The 21,197-nt window shown below is 67.8% G+C and carries 19 protein-coding genes; 11 read left to right on the forward strand and 8 right to left on the reverse strand.

What is annotated here, in order from left to right; all coding sequences use genetic code 11:
• Positions 1-12 precede the first annotated feature (12 nt).
• Complete coding sequence (prpR, locus tag Q9Q79_RS15345) at positions 13-1,596, forward strand: propionate catabolism operon regulatory protein PrpR (RefSeq protein ID WP_201864105.1); 1,584 nt, start codon at positions 13-15, stop codon at positions 1,594-1,596.
• Between the two features lie 225 nt (positions 1,597-1,821).
• Here the strand turns inward: prpR and Q9Q79_RS15350 are convergent, their stop codons facing one another.
• The 4 genes from Q9Q79_RS15350 to pdxH all read right to left on the reverse strand — a co-directional run bounded on the left by Q9Q79_RS15350 (position 1,822) and on the right by pdxH (position 3,855).
• Positions 1,822-2,283, reverse strand: a complete 462-nt coding sequence (locus Q9Q79_RS15350) for a DoxX family protein (RefSeq protein WP_065183422.1) — start codon at positions 2,281-2,283, stop codon at positions 1,822-1,824.
• Between the two features lie 158 nt (positions 2,284-2,441).
• On the reverse strand, positions 2,442-2,801 hold the full coding sequence (locus Q9Q79_RS15355; protein WP_059035121.1) for a hypothetical protein: 360 nt from the start codon (positions 2,799-2,801) through the stop codon (positions 2,442-2,444).
• Positions 2,798-3,259, reverse strand: a complete 462-nt coding sequence (gene aac(6')-Iz, locus Q9Q79_RS15360; protein ID WP_201864108.1) for an aminoglycoside N-acetyltransferase AAC(6')-Iz — start codon at positions 3,257-3,259, stop codon at positions 2,798-2,800. Before aac(6')-Iz ends, Q9Q79_RS15355 begins: the two co-directional genes overlap by 4 nt.
• Positions 3,256-3,855 carry a pyridoxamine 5'-phosphate oxidase gene (pdxH, locus tag Q9Q79_RS15365; protein WP_065183420.1) on the reverse strand — a complete coding sequence of 200 codons (600 nt, stop codon included), beginning with the start codon at positions 3,853-3,855 and terminating at the stop codon, positions 3,256-3,258. Before pdxH ends, aac(6')-Iz begins: the two co-directional genes overlap by 4 nt.
• A gap of 40 nt (positions 3,856-3,895) precedes the next feature.
• Here pdxH and Q9Q79_RS15370 point away from each other — a divergent pair, with 40 nt between their 5' ends.
• Positions 3,896-4,723 (forward strand): kinase, encoded by an 828-nt coding sequence (locus tag Q9Q79_RS15370; protein ID WP_049396070.1) that lies wholly within the window; start codon positions 3,896-3,898, stop codon positions 4,721-4,723.
• Positions 4,724-4,729: 6 nt separating this feature from the next.
• On the opposite strand, the gene Q9Q79_RS15375 is transcribed toward Q9Q79_RS15370, so the two are convergent.
• Positions 4,730-4,933: a dodecin family protein gene (locus Q9Q79_RS15375; RefSeq protein ID WP_005410663.1), complete on the reverse strand. Its 204-nt coding sequence runs from the start codon at positions 4,931-4,933 to the stop codon at positions 4,730-4,732.
• 98 nt (positions 4,934-5,031) lie between these two features.
• On the opposite strand from Q9Q79_RS15375, the gene Q9Q79_RS15380 reads away from it, so the two are divergent.
• The 5 genes from Q9Q79_RS15380 to mdtD all read left to right on the forward strand — a co-directional run bounded on the left by Q9Q79_RS15380 (position 5,032) and on the right by mdtD (position 9,635).
• A complete protein-coding gene (locus tag Q9Q79_RS15380) occupies positions 5,032-5,574 on the forward strand; it encodes a shikimate kinase (protein WP_005414151.1) in 543 nt (180 codons plus the stop codon).
• Positions 5,571-6,683 (forward strand): 3-dehydroquinate synthase, encoded by a 1,113-nt coding sequence (gene aroB, locus Q9Q79_RS15385; protein WP_065183419.1) that lies wholly within the window; start codon positions 5,571-5,573, stop codon positions 6,681-6,683. The genes Q9Q79_RS15380 and aroB overlap by 4 nt, the downstream gene beginning before the upstream one ends.
• A gap of 101 nt (positions 6,684-6,784) precedes the next feature.
• Positions 6,785-7,024: a WGR domain-containing protein gene (locus Q9Q79_RS15390; RefSeq protein ID WP_005410666.1), complete on the forward strand. Its 240-nt coding sequence runs from the start codon at positions 6,785-6,787 to the stop codon at positions 7,022-7,024.
• Positions 7,025-7,050: 26 nt separating this feature from the next.
• Complete coding sequence (hemE, locus tag Q9Q79_RS15395) at positions 7,051-8,133, forward strand: uroporphyrinogen decarboxylase (RefSeq protein ID WP_043034512.1); 1,083 nt, start codon at positions 7,051-7,053, stop codon at positions 8,131-8,133.
• Between the two features lie 92 nt (positions 8,134-8,225).
• Entirely contained in the window at positions 8,226-9,635 is a 1,410-nt protein-coding gene (gene mdtD, locus Q9Q79_RS15400; RefSeq protein WP_005410668.1) for a multidrug transporter subunit MdtD, read from the forward strand.
• Between the two features lie 515 nt (positions 9,636-10,150).
• On the opposite strand, the gene Q9Q79_RS15405 is transcribed toward mdtD, so the two are convergent.
• Positions 10,151-13,678 carry a hybrid sensor histidine kinase/response regulator gene (locus tag Q9Q79_RS15405; protein WP_032966941.1) on the reverse strand — a complete coding sequence of 1,176 codons (3,528 nt, stop codon included), beginning with the start codon at positions 13,676-13,678 and terminating at the stop codon, positions 10,151-10,153.
• Positions 13,679-13,772: 94 nt separating this feature from the next.
• Entirely contained in the window at positions 13,773-17,315 is a 3,543-nt protein-coding gene (locus Q9Q79_RS15410) for an ATP-binding protein (protein ID WP_049442109.1), read from the reverse strand.
• Positions 17,316-17,479: 164 nt separating this feature from the next.
• Here Q9Q79_RS15410 and Q9Q79_RS15415 point away from each other — a divergent pair, with 164 nt between their 5' ends.
• Genes Q9Q79_RS15415 through Q9Q79_RS15425 form a run of 3 tightly spaced genes read left to right on the forward strand, consistent with a single transcriptional unit; the run spans position 17,480 to position 19,271 of the window.
• A complete protein-coding gene (locus Q9Q79_RS15415; RefSeq protein WP_005410671.1) occupies positions 17,480-18,112 on the forward strand; it encodes a YceI family protein in 633 nt (210 codons plus the stop codon).
• A gap of 10 nt (positions 18,113-18,122) precedes the next feature.
• A complete protein-coding gene (locus Q9Q79_RS15420) occupies positions 18,123-18,695 on the forward strand; it encodes a cytochrome b (RefSeq protein WP_183153541.1) in 573 nt (190 codons plus the stop codon).
• 3 nt (positions 18,696-18,698) lie between these two features.
• On the forward strand, positions 18,699-19,271 hold the full coding sequence (locus Q9Q79_RS15425) for a YceI family protein (RefSeq protein ID WP_005414145.1): 573 nt from the start codon (positions 18,699-18,701) through the stop codon (positions 19,269-19,271).
• A 118-nt stretch (positions 19,272-19,389) separates the two neighbouring features.
• Here the strand turns inward: Q9Q79_RS15425 and Q9Q79_RS15430 are convergent, their stop codons facing one another.
• A complete protein-coding gene (locus Q9Q79_RS15430; RefSeq protein ID WP_049396076.1) occupies positions 19,390-19,620 on the reverse strand; it encodes a glutaredoxin family protein in 231 nt (76 codons plus the stop codon).
• 100 nt (positions 19,621-19,720) lie between these two features.
• Here Q9Q79_RS15430 and Q9Q79_RS15435 point away from each other — a divergent pair, with 100 nt between their 5' ends.
• The gene (locus tag Q9Q79_RS15435; RefSeq protein ID WP_005410675.1) at positions 19,721-21,103 is read left to right on the forward strand and encodes an L-serine ammonia-lyase; all 1,383 of its coding nucleotides are present in this window, start codon (positions 19,721-19,723) and stop codon (positions 21,101-21,103) included.
• Positions 21,104-21,197 lie beyond the last annotated feature (94 nt).

Raw genomic sequence — 21,197 nt, forward strand, 5'->3', positions numbered from 1 at the left:
ACGCGCGCCGCCATGTACCTGCCCCGCTCGCCCTTGCGCCACGCCGATGCCGACCCCAGTCGGCCGGTGATCTGGACCGTCAGCGTCTCGCGGCTGACCGGTCTTCTCGGCGACGTCATTCCCGAGTTCGATCGCCGCGCGCGTATCGAGCAGATCAACCTCGGCTTCGAGGAAGCGGTGGACGTGATCGGCCAACGTCTGCGTCGCGAGCACTGCGACGTGGTCATCGCCGGCGGCTCCAACGCGGCCTGGCTGCGCAGCCGGCTGGAGCTGCCGCTGGTGCCGATCCAGGCCAACGGCTTCGACCTGATGGAAGCCTTGGCGCGCGCACGGCGGATCGCCGGCCGTATCGGCCTGGTCACCCACGCCAGCGACGTGCCGGTGTTCAGCAACTTCCAGCAGAGTTTCGGCCTGGACATCGAACACCGCCGCTTCGTCACCCGCGAGGACGCCCGCGACTGCATCGCCGACCTGCGCGCCAACGGCATCGAGGTGATCGTCGGCACCGGCATGGCCATCGACCACGCCGAACAGGCCGGCCTGCCCGGCGTGCTGCTGTACTCGGCAGATTCGGTACGGCAAGCGTTCGAGCACGCGTTGGAACTGACCCAGACCCTGGCCCGCTCCGGCGGCAGCCGGCCCGCGCCGCGCCGCCGTGCCGCACCGCGCAGCGATGCCCACGACCTGCTCGGCGACAGCGAGGCCATGGCACAGGTGCGCGCACAGATCGCGCTGTACGCCCCGCATGACAGCACCGTACTGGTCACCGGCGAAACCGGCACCGGCAAGGAACTGGTGGCGCGCCAGCTGCACGCCGCCAGCGGACGCCGTGGCCGCTTCGTGGCACTGAACTGTGGCGCGATCAGCGAATCGCTGCTGGAAGCGGAGCTGTTCGGCTACAGCGATGGCGCCTTCACCGGCGCACGCCGTGGCGGCCGCGTCGGCCTGGTTGAGGCCGCTGACGGCGGCACCCTGTTCCTGGATGAAATCGGCGAGTTGCCGCTGCCGCTGCAGACCCGCCTGCTGCGCGTGCTGGAAGAACGCGAAGTGCTGCGCGTGGGCGCCACCGAACCGACCCCGGTCGACCTGCGCGTGGTGGCCGCGACCCTGCAGTCGCTCGAGCAGCGTGTGGCGGCCGGCAGCTTCCGCCGCGATCTCTACTACCGGCTGGCGGCGCTGCGCATCACCCTGCCCGCGCTGCGCGCGCGACGTGGTGACATCCCGTTGCTGGCACAGCACTTCTTCCGCCAGCTGCGCGGCATCGACGCGCCACTGGGTGAGGATGCACGGGCGGTGCTGACCGCCGCAAGTTGGCCAGGCAACGTGCGCGAACTGCGCAATCTGGTGGATCGCCTGCGCATCCATTGGCAACCCGGTGAAGGGCTGATTGATGCCGCGCGACTGCTGCAGCTGGCACCCGAGCTGGTGAATGAGGGCGCCGCTGCGCTACCAGTGGAAAGCAACGGCAAGCGGCCGCCGCGTGCGCAGTTGGAAACGCTGTTGCAGGAACACCGCAATGACCGCGAGGGGATGGCGCAGGCGCTGGGCGTCTCACGCACCACACTGTGGCGCTGGCTGCGCGCGGAGGGATTGTAACGTCCTGCCATCTGGCTGGTGCACACCGATCTCTGGCCGTGGCGAACCGATGCCGATGTCTGTTGAGGGCAACCCGATGCCTGGGCGGTGCGAAGCGATCCCCGGTGGGTGCGAACCCTGGTTCGCACCGCCTTTCCCAATCACCCCATCCACGCATGGCGTGGATCTACTGGAGCGTCCAGGCGCTACAGCACGCTCGTCGGCCGGGCGCCGAATAAAGTGCAATCAGCGTGCCCGACGCGCTTCGATCGCGAACCGTCCACTCCCCACTGCGGCAATCCATAGCAGCAACACACCCAGCGGCACTTCGCTCAAGTAGAAGAACCAGCTCAACCAATCCGGCACGCTCAATCCCGCAGGAATGCGCGCAATGCCATCGGTCAGCGCCGCCACCGCACAGATCCCCGCCAGCAGCAGGGCCGAAGGCCGACTGAGCAGGCCCAGCACCAGCAGGCCGCCCGCAATCCATTCAATGCCGCCGAGTACCGGCGCACTGAATACCGGGAACGGGATCCCCGCATCGACCAGCGTATGCACCATGCGCTCACGGCCCGCATCGGTGAACACCTTGTTCCAGCCGGACACGCAGAACATCACCCCGACGACGATGCGGGCGATCAACAGCAGGAACGCTTCCACGCCGTGACGCGGCGGCGGCACCGCAAACAGGCAACGCCAGGAGGGCATGGCAACTCCGGAAGTCGAGATCATCCATCGGAGTGTGCCGGTTATGGGCCTGCTCGCAGATGAAGCAAGCCGGTCCATTTGCGACAGCCTGCTCTTGTGGAGTCGAGCCCTGCTCGACTGCCTCATGCGTCGGAGCAGCAGCCGAGCATGGCACGGCTCTACAACCGCCGTGCGTCGGCCAGCAGAAGCTCGATTTCCTCCACCTGCACCACCGGCACCTGCCACGGATGATGCGGCACGATGCCCTGTTCGAAGATGCGCTGCAGCCGCTGCGGATCGCGCGGCAGGCAGAATTCCAGGCGTACGCTGTCGACCACTTCGGTGCGCCCCGCCTCACCCTGCACGGGCGACGCACCCACGCGCGGGCGGAACTGCTCGAACCCCGGCGCCGACCACCACATACCGTGCTCGTAGTCGCCGGCCGCCAGCGCATCCACCGCCAGGATGCCCTGCTTCACCGCGCCCAGTGCTGCCGACGGCACGAACACCACTACGCGGTACAGCGCCACGCGATTCACGCCGATGGCTCCAGCGGCATGCGGAAATAGACGACCCGTTCGGTCTCTTCGAAGCCGCAGGCCCGATGCGCGGCGTGAGCCTGCACGTCTTCCACGCGACTGTCCGAAGCCAGTTCGCGGCAGCCCGCATCGCGCGTCCACGCCTGCACCGCCGCCAGCAGGGCGCGACCGACGCCGCGGCCTTGCCACTGCGGCTGCACGTACCAGCCCTCCAGGAACCCCACCGGCGAAGACTCGGTGCCGTTCACGTAGTCATGGCGCAGGCGCACTTCAGCGAAACCAACCGCCTCGCCATCCGCCGCACAGGCCAAGAACACAGCACCTTCGGCATCTGCCAGCGACTGCGCCAGTTCCTCCAGCGGATCATCGGCATCAGGCCACAGGCCGAGACGCAACTGCGCCCACGCGGCCGCATCGGCCGGCGTGGCCTGGCGGATCGTGGACGCACTGTCGATCACGGGTACAGCAGGCGCTTGCTCCAGCGCCCTTCGGCACCGGCTTCATAGCACCAGCGTTCGTGCAGGCGGAACTGCGCGCCGTACCAGAACTCGATGCGGTCGGGCACCACGCGCAGGCCGCTCCAGCCCTCCGGGCGCGGCACATCCTTGCCCTCGAAGCGGGCTTCGACCTCGGCCACGCGCGCGTCGAACTCCTCGCGCGTTGCCAGCGTCTTCGACTGCTGCGAGGCCCACGCGCCAATCTGGCTCATGCGCGGGCGGCTGGCGAAATAGGCATCGGCTTCGGCATCGGCGACCTGCTCGACACGGCCTTCAATGCGCACCTGGATACCGGCTTCGCGCAGGCTGCGCCACAGGAACAACAGCGCGGCCTGCGGATTGGCCTGCAGCTCCTGGCCCTTGTGGCTGTCCAGGTGGGTGTAGAACACGAAACCACGCTCATCGAACGCCTTCAGCAGCACGGTACGTGCCGAGGGACGCCCGTCCGTATCGGCGGTGGCCACGGTCATCGCGTTCGGCTCGACCTCGCGGCTCTGCTTGGCCTCTTCGAACAGGCCGGCAAACGTGGACAGGGCTTCGGCGTACAGGTCGCTCATGATTGCGTTCTTCTCACACGGATTGGGCTATTGTGGCTGCATGGCCGCTGCTGCGTATATGCCCCAGGTGAAAGGATTCCCCGAAACATTGGCCGAACAGGTGCTGGACGATGCACTGGGCAACGCTGCAGCGGTTCCAGTATTGGCGATCAGCGGCCTGCAGGGGAGCGGCAAATCGACGCTGGCCGCGCAGGTGGTGGCGCGCGCCCAGTCGCGCGGCCTGAACGCCGCCACGCTGTCCATCGATGACGTCTACCTGACCCGCGCACAGCGGCAGCGGCTGGCCCGCCAGGTGCACCCGCTGCTGATCACCCGAGGCCCGCCGGGCACCCATGACCTGCCGTTGGCCCATGCAGTGCTGGACGCCGTGGCCACACGCCAGCCCTTCGCGATGCCGCGCTTCGACAAGCTGGCCGATGAACGCCTGCCCGAAGCGCACTGGCCGCGCCTGCAGCAACCGCTGGACCTGCTGGTCTTCGAAGGCTGGTTCCTGGGCACCCCCGCGCAGGATGACGACGCGCTGGACAGCCCGTTGAACGCACTGGAGCGCGAAGCCGACGCCGACGGTCGCTGGCGGCGCTGGTGCAACCAGGCGCTGGCCCACGACTACCCGGCGCTGTGGCAGCGCTGCGACCGCCTGTGGTTCCTGCAGCCGCCGGATTTCTCGGTGGTACCGCGCTGGCGCTGGCAGCAGGAGCAGAACCTGCAGGCCGCGCAGCCGGGCCGGCACGGCATGAGCCGGCCACAGCTGGAGCGCTTCGTGCAGTACTACGAGCGGGTCAGCCGCCAGGCGCTGCATGCCCTGCCCGCCCTGGCCGACCACGTGGTGGTGCTGGACGGCCAGCGACAGGTGCAGGACGTGCGCTGAGCGCGCCTATTCCACCAGGAAGGTCACCCGCAGGTTGACCCGCCATTCGGTGATTTCGCCGCTGCCATTGGTCACCACCTTGGTCTCGTTCACCCAGGCGCCCTGGATGCCCTTGACCGTCTCGGAGACCTTCTTCAGACCGCTGCGCACGGCGTCCTCCACGCTCTTCGGCGAGGAGGCGGTGATTTCGATGACCTTCGCGACCGTCATGGCCTGTACTCCGGTTGGCGCGGGAAACCCCGCAGGAACGCCTACCCTGACGTGAAGGACGTAAAGGCCAGGGCACGGAGGTGTTAGCATCACAGGGCATGAATCCTGCTCCGAACCTGATCCTGATCGGCCCGATGGGCGCCGGCAAAACCTGCATCGGCCGCCGCCTGGCCGAGCGCTTCACGCTGGACTTCGTCGATGTCGACCAAGCCATCGTCGATGCCGCCGGCGCCAGCATCCCGACCATTTTCGAGCACTCCGGCGAAGCCGGCTTCCGCAGCCATGAACGCGAGGCGCTTGCCCGCGTGCTGGAAGGTCGCGGCCAGCTGGTCTCCACCGGCGGCGGCGCGGTGCTGGATCCTGGCAACCGTGCGTTGATCGCCCAGCGCGGCTTCGTGGTCTACCTGCGGGTCAGCGTGACCGCGCAGCTGGAACGCCTGGCCCGCGACAAAGGCAGGCCGCTGCTGCAGCGCCCGGACCGTGAGCAGGTGCTGCACGATCTGGCCGCGCACCGCGACCCGCTGTACCGCGAACTGGCCGACATCACCCTTGATACCGACCCGTACACCGCTGCCGACGCGACCGCCCACCTGGTGGTCAAGCTGGCCACGCAATGGCAGCGCCAGGACCTGACCCCATGACTTCCCCCGCCCTGCTGCAGGTCGCCGTCGGCGGCGACCGCCCTTACTCCATCACCATCGGCGCCGGTGCGCAGGCAGACGGCACCGCGCTGGCCTCGCATGTGCGTGGCCGCCACGTGCTTTTGCTCAGCGACAGCGAAGTGGCCCCGCGCTATCTGGATGCCGTGAAGCAGACCCTTCTGACCGCACGCCCCGACCTGATCGTCGGCGAGCATGTGCTGGCCGCGGGCGAAGCCTCCAAGACGCTGGCCGAATTCGGCCGTGCCATCGAAGCGCTGGCCGCGCTCGGCGCCACCCGCGACGCCTGCGTGTTCGCCCTCGGCGGCGGCGTGGTCGGTGATCTCGCCGGCTTCGCTGCGGCCTGCTGGATGCGCGGCGTGGACTGCGTGCAGCTGCCGACCACCCTGTTGGCGATGGTCGATTCGTCGGTGGGCGGCAAGACTGCGGTCGACATCCCGGCCGGCAAGAACCTGGTCGGCGCGTTCCATCCGCCGCGCGCGGTGATCGCCGATACCCGTGTGCTGGCCACCCTGCCGCCGCGCGAGCTGCGTGCCGGCCTGGCCGAAGTGGTGAAGTACGGCGCGCTGGGTGATGCCGTGTTCTTCGAATGGCTGCAGCAGCATGCCGATGCGCTGCTGGCCGGCGAGGATGCGGTACTGGCCGAAGCCATCGCGCGCAGCTGCCGGCACAAGGCTGCCATCGTCGAGCGTGATCCGTTCGAGAAGGGCGAGCGCGCCCTGCTCAACCTCGGCCATACCTTCGGCCATGCCATCGAGACCGAGCAGGGCTACTCGGCCCCGGGCCGCGATGCACTGAACCACGGCGAAGCGGTCGCGGTGGGCATGGTACTGGCCGCGAAGCTGTCCACTCACCTGGGCCTGGCCGACGATGCCGATCGCGCACGCCTGCAGGCGCTGCTGGAACGGCTCGGCCTGCCGGTGTCGATCCCGGCCGGGCTGGACCCGCAGGCCCTGCTCGGCCGCATGCGGCTGGACAAGAAGAATGTGGCCGGCCGCCTGCGCCTGGTGCTGTGGCGCGGCATGGGCCGCGCCGAAGTGGTGCCGGACGTGGATGAGGCGGCGGTGCTGAAGGTGCTGTCGGCCCGGTAGTGCCGGCCGCTGGCCGGCAACGTCAGCAACGAGGAAGCCGGCCAGCGGCCGGCACGACCGCGTTGCGGCCGGGGTCACCCTGGCCCCGCTACAATCGGCCCATGCACGTCTACCTGCAACATCCCGACGCCGGTGCGCAGGCACCGCGCTTCCTGCGCCTGAGCCTGCAGCCGGACCTGTTCGGCGGCTGGGAGCTGCTGCGCGAGAGCGGCCGCGTCGGCAACCGCTCGCAGCTGCGGCGCGAGCTGTTCCTGCAGGCTGACGAAGCCCGTCATGCCTTCGAGAAGGCCCGCGATGCCGAACTGCATCGCGGCTTCCAGATCCTCTCGCACGGCGACTGACGCCGCTGCCAACTTTCGTCCAAGGAATGCCCATCGTGACCAGCCCTCTCCGCAACGATCGCCTGCTGCGCGCCCTGCGCCGCGAACCGGTGGACTGCACCCCCGTCTGGCTGATGCGCCAGGCCGGCCGCTACCTGCCGGAGTACCGCGCAACCCGGGCCAAGGCCGGCAGCTTCCTGGCCATGGCCAAGAACCCGGAGATCGCCTGCGAAGTCACGCTGCAGCCGCTCCGCCGATTCCCGCTGGACGCAGCCATCCTGTTCTCGGACATCCTCACCATTCCCGATGCGATGGGCCTGGAGCTCTACTTCGTTGAAGGCGAAGGCCCGAAGTTCCGTCATCCGGTGCGTGACGAAGCGGCCATCGCCCGGCTGGCGGTACCGGACATGGAGCAGGACCTGGGCTATGTGATGGACGCAGTGCGCCTGATCCGTCGGGAGCTGGACGGCCAGGTACCGTTGATCGGCTTCTCCGGCAGCCCCTGGACACTGGCCTGCTACATGGTGGAAGGCGGCGGCAGCAAGGATTTCGCGCGCATCAAGGCAATGGCGCTGAACCATCCGCAGGCCCTGCACCGCCTGCTGGAGGTCGCCACCGACGCGGTGATTGCGTACCTGGGCGCGCAGCGCGCGGCCGGTGCGCAGGCGCTGCAGGTGTTCGACACCTGGGGCGGCGTGCTGTCGCCGGCCATGTACCGCGAGTTCTCGCTGCGCTACCTGCAGCGCATCGCCGAGGGCCTGGAGCGCGGCGAAGGCAGCGAGCGCACGCCGCTGATCCTGTTCGGCAAGGGTACCGGCCTGCACCTGGAAGCGCTATCGCAGACCGGCGCCGATGCACTGGGCCTGGACTGGACGCTGGACCTGGACGAGGCGATGCGCCGCACCGGTGGCCGCGTCGCGCTGCAGGGCAACCTCGACCCGACCACGCTGTACGCCTCGCCGGATGCGATCGCCGCAGCCGCAGCGCGGGTGCTCGACACCTACGCCGCCGGCAATGGCGGTTCGCGCGAGGGCCACGTGTTCAACCTCGGCCACGGCATGTCGCCGGACATGGACCCGGCCCACGTGCAGGTGCTGGTCGACGCGGTGCACGCGCACAGCCAGCGCTGAGCATTCGGCATACGGTTGCGGCGCGATGTTGATCGCGCCGTGACCCACAGTGCGCGATCATGGCATCCCCCACGCTGCACCGGCCGCACCCCATGTCCACATCGCCATCGACCTACAACCGCCAGCGCCCCCTGCTGTGGCTGGTGTCCTTGGCGATCTTCATGCAGATGCTGGACTCGACCATCGTCAACACGGCATTGCCGGCGATGGCGGCCAGCCTGGGCGAAAGCCCGCTGCAGATGCAGTCGGTGGTGTTCAGCTACGCGCTGGCGGTGGCCACCTTCATTCCCGCCTCGGGCTGGATCGCTGACCGCTACGGCACCCGTCGCACCTTCCTGGTGGCGATCATTCTGTTCACCCTCGGCTCGCTGGCCTGCGCGCTGGCCCAGCACCTGCACCAGCTGGTCGGTGCGCGCGTGCTGCAGGGCATCGGCGGTGCCATGCTGCTGCCGGTCGGCCGGCTGGCAGTGATGCGATCAGTGCCGCGCGAGGATTTCCTGCGCGCGATGAGCTTCATCGCCATCCCGGCCCTGGTCGGCCCGCTGATCGGCCCCACTCTGGGCGGCTGGCTGGTGGAGATCGCCTCGTGGCACTGGGTGTTCCTGATCAACCTGCCGATCGGCGTGATCGGATTCATCGCCGCGATGAGGATCATGCCCGACCACTACGCCAGCCATCGCACCCGTTTCGACCTGCGTGGCTACATCATGCTGGCCTTCGCGATGGTGGTGCTGTCACTGGCGCTGGACGGCATCTCCGGACTGGGCACGCCACACGCGCTGGTGATGCTGATGACCGTTGCAGGGCTGGCGGCGCTGGTGGGTTACTGGCTGCACGCTGCCAATTCGACGGCGCCGTTGTTCTCGCTGGCGCTGTTCCGCGTACCCAGCTACCGCATCGGCATTCTCGGCAATCTTTTCTCGCGCATCGGCAGCAGCGCCATGCCGATGCTGATCCCGTTGCTGCTGCAGGTCGGCCTGGGCCTGGGCCCGATGAACGCCGGCCTGATGATGGTGCCGGTGGCAGCCGCCGGCATGGTCTCAAAGAAACTGGCGGTGAAGCTGGTGGAGCGCTACGGCTACCGCCGCGTGCTGATGGTCAACACCGTGCTGGTGGGCCTGGCGATGGCCAGCTTCATCCTGATGACACCCGGCCAGCACCTGGCCTGGCGCCTGCTGCAGCTGGCGTTCTTCGGCGCGGTCAATTCGCTGCAGTTCACCGTGATGAACACCGTGACCCTGCGCGATCTGGACCGTGAGTTCGCCAGTTCCGGCAACAGCCTGCTGTCGATGGTGATGATGCTCGCCGCCGGCTTTGGTGCTGCTGCGGCCGGCAGCCTGCTGGCCGCGTTCGGCAACCACCTGGACAGCAACAGCGCCACCGCCGCGCTGCATGCCACGTTCCTGTGCGTGGGCGCGATCACCTTGACCTCGACGATGATCTTCTGGCAGCTGCCCGATACCAAGCCGGAGCCACGGCAGGTCGAGCACGTTGCGGAGTGAGGGTGGTTCGGCAGGGCCTGCGGCCCTGCACCTGCAGAGGCTTCAAGCCAAGGCAACAGCAACGGCAAAAGCAGGCATTTCGTGGGTGGTGGGGCGGTGTGGGCTTGCAGGACACGCCGTAAACCCGTCCCTGGGGGCTCGATGGCGCCATCCATGGCGCCAACGGTCCTGCAAGCCCACACCGCCCCACCTCTGACAGATTTTCGCGATCGGGTAGATCCACGCCATGCATGGATGAATCTCCATCGAGATCGAATATGTCGAACTGAGATCGCAAACCATCCACGCATGGCGTGGATCTACTGCAGATCGCAGAATTCTGTCGAAGGCGGGGTGGTGTCGGAGTGCGGGGTGTCAGCCGCATGGATGCGGCTGCCAAGCCTACAAGGACGTACTTGCGGCGTCCCCGCACTCCGGCACCGCCCCGCCATCCCACGGGAAACCAGCTTTTGCTTCGGCTGTTGCTGTTGCTCCGGCTTGCAGCAGGTGCAGGGCTGCAAGCCCTGCAATAAGCCCTACCGTCCCATGACCCTGGCGATCGCTTCCACCAGCAGCTCACCGGTCACCGGCTTGCGCAGGAAACCACCGATGCCGGCCGCTTCCACCTGCTGCTGCAGGTCTGGATCGGTCCGTGCCGTCACGGCGAGCAGTGGCAGCATGTAGCCCTGGTTGCGCAGGTGCTGGGCCAGCTCGAAGCCGCTCAGGCCCGGCAGGTCCAGATCCAGCAGGCCGACGTCGAAATCCCCTGCGCTGATCTCGCGCAGTGCCGCCAGCGCATGGCCCGCATGCACCACTTCATGGCCGCGCGCACTCAACAGCCCGCGCACCACATCAGCCACGGTTGCATCATCCTCGACCAGCAGCACGCGCAATGGCGGCATGTTGGCCGCATCCTCGCGGTGCACTTCGCCCTCGGACTCTGCATTGGCATCGACCACCAGCGGCAACGGCAGGGTCACGCCAAAACACGTGCCGCGGCCGAGCTGGCTCTCGACCTGGATACGCCCCTGCATCGCCTGCGCCAGTTCGCGGCAGATCGCCAGGCCCAGGCCGCTGCCGCCGTACTGCGCCGCGGTGCGGGCGCCATCGGCCTGCTCGAAGCGGCGGAACAGGCGCTGCTGCTGTTCCTGGCTGATGCCCGGCCCGGTGTCGCGCACTTCGAAATGCAACGCGCGCAGCTCGCCGTCGCTGCGCGCATGCAGGGTGATGGTTCCACGGCTGGTGAACTTGACCGCGTTGGAGAGCAGGTTGAGCAGGATCTGCCTTACCCGCATCGCATCGCCGGTCGCCTGCAGGCCCGGCGGCAACTGGTTGTCGAGGGTGAAGCGCAGACCCTTCTGCGCTGCCAGCGGTCCCATCAGCGCGGCCAGGTCCTGCAGCAGGCAGCTCAGCGCGAACGGCTTGGACTGCAGTTCCAGCCGTCCGGATTCGATCCGTGCCAGGTCCAGTGCATCGTTGACCAGGTGAAGCAGGTGTTCGCCTGCGTGCCGGATCGACTGCGTGTAGCCGCGCTGCTGCGGGTCCAGCGGCGAGGCCAGCAGCAGTTCGCTCATGCCGAGCACACCGGTCATCGGCGTGCGGATTTCGTGGCCGAGATTGGCCAGGAAGCGGGTCTTGGCCGCCGAGGCCTGTTCGGCCAGTTCCTGTTTATGCAGTGCCAGCTGATAGGCATGGCGCCGCTGCAGGCGACGGCGATACAACCAGGCAAACCAACTGGTCAGCAGAAGCGCGATCGAGGCCAGCACCAGCAGCCCGGACAGGCTGCGCCACCACGGTGGCTGTACACGGAATTCCAGGCTCTGCACCCGCGACCAGACATGGTCGGCCGAGCGCGCCTGTACCTCCAGGCGGTAGCTGCCCGGCGGCAGGCGCGAGAACAGGCGCTCACCGGCCGGCCCCACTTCCACCCAATCGGGGTCGTAGCCGGCCAGGCGGTAGCGGTAGCTGTTGGAGGCCGAATCGGCGAATGACAACAGTCGCGCGACGATGCGCAGGTCACGGTCACCATCGGCGATCTGCAAGGGCGTGTCATGGGTCAGGTCGAGTACCTGCTCGTTGCGGCGGACTTCGACCCGTTCGATCACCAACGGCGCCCGCCGCACCGACGGACGCACCTGTTCCGGGTCGAACACCACCACGCCGGCCGGGGTACCGGCCACCAGATGGCCATCGCCGGACATCGTCAACGTGTGCTCGCGGAACTCCTGGCTGGGCAGACCGTCGTGCACGCCGTACAGGCGCACGCTCTGGCCGTCGGCGCCAACCCGGACCAGGCCGCGCGCACTGGTGGCCCAGGCCACCCCCTGTGCGTCGACCACCAGCCCGGAAGCGGAGATCGCCGGGTAGCCCTGCTCCGCGCCGACCACGGCCTGCCGTTCAAGCCGGCCCTGGCTCCAGCGGTAGCGCGACAGGCGGCCATCCTCCGACAGCCAGACCTGGCCATCGCGGCCCACGTGCAACGCATGGATCGCGGTCGCCGGCGCGCCCGGCACCGGCTGGAAGCGCTCGCTTTCCGGCAGCCACTGCAGCAGGCCACGGCTACTGGCCAGCCAGATGTGGTCCTGCGGCCCGCATTCCACATCCAGGTTGAGCTGGCCCTGCTGCAGGCCGCGCTGGCCGTTTTCCAGCTGGCGGCGCAGGCGACCGTCGAGGTCACGCTGCTGCAGGCCTGCAGGCAACATCAACCATAGACTGTCGCCGTCACAGGTCATCATCGACTCGATGACCCCTTCCATGGTCGCGTCGGCCCCGGCATCACGGCCCCAGCGACGTAGCTCACGTCGCTTCGGGTCATAGCGCAGCAACGCATCGGTCGAGCCGATCCAGACCTGGCCACGGCGATCCTCGCGTACCGAGGACAACCAGTACATGCCATTGACCCAGGTGCGGTGCTGCTCGATCTTGCCCGTCCTGGGATCGAACCGGTCCAGCGCACCGTGGCTGCCGACCGTCCAGATGCCGCCATTGCTGGAAGGGCTGGTGCCGAGCACGAAGGCATTGCGCAGAGAACCGGTGTCGTCCTCCAATCGCGACAGCACCGAGAACTGCCACCAGCGCGGCAGCAGATGCCACAGGCCGGCATTGGTACTGGCCAACCAGATGCCGCCTTCGCGGTCCTCGTAGGCGCCCGTCCAGTTCGGCCGCACCGGCCCGCGCGCAACGGCGCTGTACAGCGGAACGGTCTGGTACTGCCCATCCACGGCCCGACCAAGCCCGGTACGGGTATCCAACCAATGCCCGCCCTGTTCATCGCGCAGCATCATGCCGAGCACCTGCTCGCCCGGCGGCAGTTTCCAGGGCGGCGATTCAAAACGCCCGTCGGGGCGACGCACCGTGGCGCCGGCCATCGTACTGATCCACAGGCTGCCATCGGGTTCGCTGGTCAACCCATTGATCAGCAGGCTGGGAATGACGTCGGTGCCGACCCGCTCGAAGTCGGTGCCGGTCCAGCGCGCCACGCCATGCTTGGTGCCGACCCACAGGCTGCCATCGGCCAGCGTAGCCAGGTACGGCACCGAGGCGGCAGGCAGGCTGCGGGGATTGTTGGCCTCGGGCAGGAAACGCTGCAGGCGGTCCTGGCTGTCCAGCCGGTACAGCCCACCTTCGTGGGTGCCGAACCAGATCGCACCGTCCGGCGTGGTCGCCAGGCTCCAGACCGTGTTGGTCCCCATCAAGGGCTGGCTGCTGCGGTCGTAGAAATGCAGCTGGCGGCGGTCGGCCGACATCCGTACCAGGCCCGCGTTCTCGGTCCCGATCCAGAGCTGGTTGCGCGCATCGACCAGGACCGTCCAGATGCGGTTGTCGCGCAGGCCATCCTCAGAACGCCAGATCCGGTAGTTGCGCCCGTCGTAACGGGCCAGGCCGTCGTTGGTGGCGATCCACAGGTAGCCATAGCGGTCTTCGGCCATGCGGTTGACGGTATTGGACGGCAGGCCGTCGAATACCGTCACCTGGCGCGGGCTCGGTGGCACCGGCTGCGCGGCAGCGGGTGACAGGCCGCACAGGAGGATCAGCAGCAGCATTGCCGCCCGCAGATACACCACCGATTGCCTCCTCACGCTGCCTGATGATTCCCGCGCCGCGGGCGTCGGCATGGTAAACCGAAAGTCACGCCGTTCACGCCCGGCGTCGACGTTTTCAAGTTGTGGTCTGTCGTTTGGCGCGAGCCTGGATGATCGCTGCCACCAGCATGTCGCCGGTCACCGGCTTGCGCAGGAAACCATCGAAACCGGCAGCGAGCACCTGCGATTCGGCATACGCATCGGAGCGGGCGGTCACCGCCACCAGTGGCAGTTCGTAGCCCAGGGTGCGCAGCTGGCGGGCGATCGCAGTGCCGTCCAGCGCAGGCAGGTCGAGATCGAGCAGGCCGACATCGAAGCCGTCGGTAGCGATCTCCGACAAAGCCCCCAGGCCATGCAGCACATGCACCACCTCATGGCCGCGGCTGCGCAGCAGGCCGGCGATGACCTCGGCCACGGTGGCATCGTCCTCCACCAGCAGGATGCGCAGTGGCGGCAGCATCGGCAGTGCCGGCGCTTCGCCCGTGGCGGCTGCCTGCCGGGTCCAGGGCAGCGGCAACCGCACCCGGAAACGCGCGCCCTTGCCTGGCTGGCTGTCCACTTCGATGCGCCCGCCCATCGCCACGGCCAGCTCCTGGCAGATCGCCAGGCCCAGCCCGCTTCCACCATAGCGCGAGGCCGTGCGCGGCCCCTCCGCCTGTTCGAATCGGTGGAACAGCCGCTCCTGCTGCTCGGCATTGATACCCGGACCACTGTCGTGCACTTCGAAGCAGAGACCGCCGCCGTTCTCTTCCAGGTACACGGCCAGGCCGACATGACCGCGCTCGGTGAACTTGATGGCATTGCCCAGCAGGTTGAGCAGGATCTGCCGCACGCGCATCTCGTCGCCACTGACGCTGATCGGGCCGGGCGGATCGTCGCCACGCTGGAAATCCAGCTTGCGCTGTTTCGCCATGGGCTGCATCAGCGCCTGCACCTGGTCGAGCAGGCCGGCCAGGTCGAACGGACGCAGATCCAGCTCCAGTCGACCGGCTTCGATGCGCGCGAGGTCCAGCGCATCGTTGACCAACCGCAGCAGATGGCTGCCGGCCTGCTGGATGGAGCCGGCATAGCTGCGCTGCACCGGGTCCAGCGGTGTGGCCAGCAGCAACTCGCTCATGCCAAGCACGCCGGTCATCGGCGTGCGGACTTCATGCCCCAGCGTGGCAAGGAACCGGCTCTTGGCCTGCGAGGCCTGTTCGGCCAGCTCCTGCTTGTGCACGGTCAGCTGCCATTGCTGGCGACGGCGCAGGCGCGCACGGATCGACCAGACCAGGACGAGCAGCAGCAGCGAACCGATCAGGATGTAGCCGAAGATCGCCATGCCGCTGCGCCACCAGGGTGGCAGCACCTTCACCTGCAGCTGCTGCGAAGGCGTCCATGCACCATTGGCGGTGGCCGCCTGCACTTCGATGACGTAGCTGCCGGTCGGCAGTCGCGACAGCGTGCGCTGGCCGTCGCCGCCCTGCTCCACCCAGTTCTGGTCATACCCGCGTACCCGGAAGCGGTAGCGGTTGCCCTGGGGATTGGCATACGACAACAACCGTGCATCGATCTGCAGGTCGCGATCATCCGGTCCCAGCAGCAGGGTGCCGGTGTTCGGCAGCGGCTGCCAGCCGCGTGCATCGTCGCGGCGCACGCGCACCTCGGCAATCACCAGCGACGACCCGGGCAGCACCACGTCGTCGGCATTCACGTCGAATGCAACCAGGCCGGTCTGGGCGACGGCCAGAACGCGACCATCAGCATTCACCGCTGGCGGCCGGCTGGTGAACTCGGCATCGGACAGGCCATCGCGTTCATTGAACAACTGCAGGCGTCGTGCTTTCGGGTCCCAGCGCAGCAGGCCGCGCGGCGTGGTCGCCCACACCCGGCCATTGTCGGCCAATGCCAGGCCCCCCATGCTGACCGGCGGCACACCGGCGCTTCCATCAATGCGCTGGATCAGGCGCAGGCTCATGCCATCCCACTGGTAGCGCTCCAGCGCGCCCTGGCGGGCCAGCCACAACTGCTGCGGATCCACCCACACCAGGTCGTAGATCAGCCCGCGCGAGACCCCCGGCACCGCTTCGAAGCGACCGGCCTGCTCACGCCAGATGCCCATGTCGCCCATTACCCATGCCTTGCCATGGGCATCGAAGCGGATCTGCTCGATGGGTGAGTCGGCCGCCTTGCGGAAATCGTCGAGAGGATAGCTGCGCAGCACCCGGCCCTCCGCACTGCGCTGCTGCAGGCCCAGGTTCATCACCGAAAGCCAGACCGTGCCATCGGGTGCCTGCCGCATCAGGTCGATGCGCTGGCGCAGATCGGCGCCTCCACCGATGTGCCAGTCGTGCAGCGCGCGGGTAGCCGGGTCATACACGCTGATGCGGCCGGCACGCCCCAGCCACAGGCGCCCGTCCGACCGCGGCAGTACCGACCACACCGCACCGCTGCCGATCTCGCGGTCGCTGGCCAGCAGGCGCAACGTGCCATGTGCGTCCAGCTGATACACGCCGTGCGCCGAACCCACGTAGTAGTTCTGGCCATCACTGGCCGCGCCCAGCAGGTACTGGCTGTCCAGCGGCTTGCCATCGAGCTGGTTCCAGATCGAGAAGCGGCGCCAGTCCGGCGGGAGGTAGGCCAGTCCCTGGGTCAGCAGGGCGACCCACAATCCGCCTTCATGGTCCTGCAGCAGATCGAGCACACCGCTCTGTGCAGTGAGGAAACCACTGCCGCGGTCGCCGTCGAGCCGCCATAGCGCACTTGCGTCGCCACGCAGCAGGCCATCGGACGTGCCCGCCCAGTAGCCGCCCTGGCGATCGGCCAGCACCAGCGCCGAGCGCAGGCCGGCGCTGTCGCTCCAGCGCGGACGACTGACCCGGTCCTGCGCATCGATGCGATACAGGCCATCGTTCTGGCTGCCGACCCAGATCGAGCCATCCGGATCGCGGCTCATCCGCAGCACGCTCAATGCGCCCAGCGCGTGCGGTGCCACGGGCTCGAAGTCACGGCCATTCCAGCGTGCGACGCCGGCCTCGGTACCGATCCACAGGCGCCCCCGAGCATCGACCAGGCTGCTGTAGATGGTGTTGCTGGGCAGGCCGTCGGCACGGGCCGGGTCGTGCTTGAAGAAGCGCAGACTGCCGTCCTCCCCGAACCGGCAGATACCCTGACTGCTGGTGCCGATCCACAACGCATCCCCGGCATAGGCCAGCGTCCAGAACTGGCCCAGGCACGGACCATTGACCGCATCGAAGGTCTTGAACCGCTCGCGGTCGGCATCCAGGCGGGCCACGCCCTTGCCATTGATGCCCACCCACACACGGTCCAGCGGATCGACCAGCAGGGTCTCGATCTCGTTGCCGGGCAACGAACCGGGCTGTTCCGGGTCATGTTCCCAGACCCGCAGCGAGCTGCCGTCGTAGCGCACCAGACCGCCATCGGTTGCGGCCCAGACATGGCCCTGGCGGTCCTCGGCCAGCGCCAGCACCATGCGCGAAGGCATGCCTTCGGCGGCACCGAAGCGCCGCAGGCGTGGTGTTTCTGCCATGTCCAGGGCTGCAGCCGCCGTGGCAGACGCCAACAGCAGCAGCCCCGTTGCCGCGATGCCCAGGCACCACAGGCGCCAGCTGCTCGTCATCCTGAACCCCCTGTCCTGTCCCGATTGTCACACAGGGCCGGGGTCATGGCTGCAACAGCCTGTTGCCGGGGCAGGACCACCACGAACTGTTGCAGCCATGCACGCATCCTTGGCAGGGGCCTGTGCGTATGATCACAGCGTCCCCCTTCCGGAGCCCGCCATCGATGCGTCCCTGCCTGGCCCTGCTGCCGATGCTGCTCGCCACCGCTCCCGCCTGGGCGGATGCAGATACCTATCGCCTCGATCCGGTGCACACGCGTGTGCTGTTCAGCATCGACCACGCGGGCTACTCGCAGGCGATGGGCACGGTCTCCGGCAGTGAGGGCCGCCTGCAGTTCGATCCCGACAACTGGCGCGAGGCCACACTGGATGTCGAGGTCCCCGTGTCGCGATTGGACCTTGGCGATGCCAAATGGAACCAGGCCACGCTGGCCCGCAGCCTTCTGGATGGCGAGCGTTTCCCGAAGGCACATTTCGTCTCCAGCCGGGTCGAACCGATCGATGCCAGGCGCGCCCACGTGATCGGCACCCTGACCCTGCGCGGGGTCAGCCAGGAGATCACGCTGGACGTGACCCTCAACGCCATCAAGCGCTACCCCCTCCCCCCGTTCCGACGCACCGCCGGTTTTTCCGCCAGCACCACGCTGAGCCGGCGCGCGTTCGGCATCACCGCTTGGCCGGGCGTCATCGGTGATGCAGTACAGCTGAGGATCGAGGCCGAAGCCACCCTCGACCGCAGCGACGCCCCGGGAACTCCCGCTCCCGTTCCACACTCCGACCCCAAGACGGCCCCCTAGAGGACCCTTCATGACCGCCAAGAACACCCCCGCCTCCTGGGGGAGTGTCAGCCAGATCCTGCATTGGTTGATCGCATTGCTGATCCTCGCCCTGGGCGTGGTCGGCCTGACCATGGGCGAACTGCCCAAGACCCCCAAGTATTTCTGGGTCTATACCGCGCACAAATCGATCGGCATCACCGTGCTGGCGCTCGTGCTCTTCCGCCTCGGCTGGCGCCTGTATGCCGGTGCCCCCAAGCCGGTGCCGGGCGTGCCCAGCTGGCAGGAACGCATCGCCAGTGCCACCCACGTGCTGCTCTACGTGCTGATGTTCGCCATCCCGCTGTCGGGCTGGCTGTACGACTCGGCCAGCGGCCTGCGCCCGTTCCGCTGGTTCGGCCTGGTCGACGTGCCCAAGCTGAGCGCCCCCGACCCGCAGGTGGTCGCGGTATCGCATGCCATCCACGAGTACGGCTTCTGGCTGTTGATCGCGGTGGTGCTGGCCCATGCCGGCGCTGCCTTCTACCACCACCTGTTCCAGCGCGATGCGACCTTGTCCCGCATGTTGCCGCGCGGCTGGCTTGCCTCCCCTCAGAAGGACTGACCGATGAACCTGAAACTGACCACTCCGGCCGCCGTGGCCGCCGCCTTGGCCGGCATGCTGGCCACCACCCCGGTGTTCGCCGCCGACTACGCACAGGCGCCCGGCGCCGGCTCGATCCTGGTGTTCGCCACCAAGTACGACGGCGAAGTGTTTACCGGCAGCTTCCCGGGCTTTGCCACCAAGCTCAGCTTCGACCCGGCCAATCCTGCCGCCGGTTCGCTGGACGTGGTGATCCCGCTGGCCGGCGCCAAGAGCGGCAACAGCGACCGTGACTCGACCCTGCAGACCGCCGACTTCTTCAATGTTGGCAAGTTCGCCACCGCACGCTACACCGCCAAGGGCTTCCGCGCGGTGGGCAATGACCAGTTCGCCGCCGATGGCACACTGGAACTGCGAGGCGTCAGCAAGCCGGTCACCCTCACCTTCACCTGGAAGCCGGGCACCCAGCCGGTGCTGACCGGCAAGGCCACGGTCAAGCGCCTGGACTTCGGCGTCGGCGGCGGCGACTGGGCCGACACCAAGACCATCCCGGACGAAACCGCGATCAGCACGATCGTGAAGTTCGACGCGAAATAAACCGCGTCTGGTAGTGCCGGCCGCTGGCCGGCATCACCGGACATGGCAACGCCTCTGGTAGTGCCGGCCGCTGGCCGGCATCACCGGGCATCGCGGGGTTGCCGGCCAACGGCCGGCACTACCGGTCGACGGCCAGCCAGGCCTGGACCGTGGCCGCGTCGAACGGCCAGTCCAGCTCACGACCACCAGTCTCGTCGCGCAGCACCGGCACTCGCGCGCCGTAGCGCGCTTCCAGCGCAGGCTGATCGTCCAGGAACACCGATTTGAACTCTGGTGCCCGCGCCTTGGCCAGCTCGGCCAGGGCCATGTCGCACAGGTGGCAGTCATCGCGCTGGAACAGGGTCAACACCGGTTTTGCTCCCTCTGCCGAAATGCTGCGCCGCAGCCATGGAAGTGCGGCATGAACCGCTAGAATAGCGGTCTCCTCCGGTACCCGCAGTACGGCAACCATGGCTGTCAGCACGTTCGACGTTTTCAAGATCGGCATTGGCCCGAGCTCCTCGCACACCGTCGGGCCGATGAAGGCTGCCGAGCGATTCATCCATCGCTGGCTGCTTGACCCGGGTCGCCTGAACGAAGTCGCGCGCATCCGCGCCGATGTCTATGGCTCGCTGGCGCTGACCGGCCGCGGCCATGGCACTGACAAGGCGATCCTGCTGGGCCTGGAAGGCCAGCGGCCGAACCTGATCGATCCGGACATCATTCCGGCCACCCTGGAGCGCATCCGCAGCAGCAAGCGCATCCAACTGATGGGCCAGCACGAGATCGCCTTCGACGAGAAGCGCGACCTCGGCATGAACAAGCGCCAGAAGCTGCCGTACCACACCAACGGCATGCGCTTCACCGCGTACAACGCCGAGGACGAGGTGATCGCCACCCGCGATTACTACTCGGTCGGTGGCGGCTTCGTGGTCAACCAGGACGACGCGGCCGATGACCGCATCGTGCCCGACGAGACCCCGCTGCCCTACCCGTTCAAGAGCGGCGACGAGCTGCTGGCGCAGACCGCGCGCAGCGGCCTGAGCATCGCCCAGCTGATGTTCGAGAACGAGAAGTGCTGGCGCAGCGAAGACGAGATCCGCGCCAACCTGCGCGAGATCTGGAGCGCGATGCAGTCGTGCGTGGCGCGCGGCATCCGCGAGGAAGGCGTGCTGCCGGGTGGCCTGAAGGTCGGCCGTCGTGCACCGGCGCTGTACCGCGAGCTGTCGTCGAAGCCGGAAGCAGCGATGCGCGATCCGCTGACCACGCTGGACTGGGTCAACCTGTACGCGCTGGCGGTGAACGAAGAGAACGCCGCCGGTGGTCGCGTGGTGACTGCGCCGACCAACGGCGCTGCCGGCGTGCTGCCGGCGGTGTTGCATTACTTCGACCGTTTCTGCCCCGGCGCCAACGAACAGCGCGTATTCGACTTCCTGCTGACCTCGGCAGCGATCGGCATCCTGTACAAGGAAAACGCCTCGATCTCCGGCGCCGAAGTGGGCTGCCAGGGCGAAGTGGGCGTGGCCTGCTCGATGGCGGCCGGTGGCCTGGTCGCAGCGCTGGGTGGCAACCCGAGCCAGATCGAGAATGCCGCGGAAATCGGCATGGAACACAACCTCGGCCTGACCTGTGATCCGATCGGCGGGCTGGTGCAGATCCCCTGCATCGAGCGCAATGCGATGGGCGCGGTGAAGGCGATCAACGCCTCGCGCATGGCGATGCGTGGCGACGGCAAGCACAAGGTGTCGCTGGACAAGGTGATCAAGACCATGCGCGATACCGGCCGCGACATGCAGGACAAGTACAAGGAAACCAGCCGTGGCGGCCTGGCGGTGAACGTCATCGAGTGTTGAGGTCGACCGGTCCCGGCGCGATGGCGCCGGGCCACAGGTAGAGTCGACCGTTGGTCGACTATCGCGCGCAGCGCGGGATTTTCGCTCGTTGTGG

Origin of the sequence: Stenotrophomonas sp. a6, assembly GCF_030913325.1 — a bacterium.
Classification (GTDB): domain Bacteria; phylum Pseudomonadota; class Gammaproteobacteria; order Xanthomonadales; family Xanthomonadaceae; genus Stenotrophomonas; species Stenotrophomonas maltophilia.

What these genes read in the sequence shown, in the direction of transcription:
- prpR (WP_201864105.1), top strand. Translation starts at nt 13, where the DNA reads ATGTACCTGCCCCGCTCGCCCTTGCGCCACGCCGATGCCGACCCCAGT.
- Q9Q79_RS15350 (WP_065183422.1), bottom strand. Translation starts at nt 2,283, where the DNA reads ATGCCCTCCTGGCGTTGCCTGTTTGCGGTGCCGCCGCCGCGTCACGGC.
- pdxH (WP_065183420.1), bottom strand. Translation starts at nt 3,855, where the DNA reads ATGAGCGACCTGTACGCCGAAGCCCTGTCCACGTTTGCCGGCCTGTTC.
- Q9Q79_RS15370 (WP_049396070.1), top strand. Translation starts at nt 3,896, where the DNA reads ATGGCCGCTGCTGCGTATATGCCCCAGGTGAAAGGATTCCCCGAAACA.
- Q9Q79_RS15375 (WP_005410663.1), bottom strand. Translation starts at nt 4,933, where the DNA reads ATGACGGTCGCGAAGGTCATCGAAATCACCGCCTCCTCGCCGAAGAGC.
- Q9Q79_RS15380 (WP_005414151.1), top strand. Translation starts at nt 5,032, where the DNA reads ATGAATCCTGCTCCGAACCTGATCCTGATCGGCCCGATGGGCGCCGGC.
- aroB (WP_065183419.1), top strand. Translation starts at nt 5,571, where the DNA reads ATGACTTCCCCCGCCCTGCTGCAGGTCGCCGTCGGCGGCGACCGCCCT.
- Q9Q79_RS15390 (WP_005410666.1), top strand. Translation starts at nt 6,785, where the DNA reads ATGCACGTCTACCTGCAACATCCCGACGCCGGTGCGCAGGCACCGCGC.
- hemE (WP_043034512.1), top strand. Translation starts at nt 7,051, where the DNA reads ATGCCCATCGTGACCAGCCCTCTCCGCAACGATCGCCTGCTGCGCGCC.
- mdtD (WP_005410668.1), top strand. Translation starts at nt 8,226, where the DNA reads ATGTCCACATCGCCATCGACCTACAACCGCCAGCGCCCCCTGCTGTGG.
- Q9Q79_RS15410 (WP_049442109.1), bottom strand. Translation starts at nt 17,315, where the DNA reads ATGACGAGCAGCTGGCGCCTGTGGTGCCTGGGCATCGCGGCAACGGGG.
- Q9Q79_RS15415 (WP_005410671.1), top strand. Translation starts at nt 17,480, where the DNA reads ATGCGTCCCTGCCTGGCCCTGCTGCCGATGCTGCTCGCCACCGCTCCC.
- Q9Q79_RS15420 (WP_183153541.1), top strand. Translation starts at nt 18,123, where the DNA reads ATGACCGCCAAGAACACCCCCGCCTCCTGGGGGAGTGTCAGCCAGATC.
- Q9Q79_RS15425 (WP_005414145.1), top strand. Translation starts at nt 18,699, where the DNA reads ATGAACCTGAAACTGACCACTCCGGCCGCCGTGGCCGCCGCCTTGGCC.
- Q9Q79_RS15435 (WP_005410675.1), top strand. Translation starts at nt 19,721, where the DNA reads ATGGCTGTCAGCACGTTCGACGTTTTCAAGATCGGCATTGGCCCGAGC.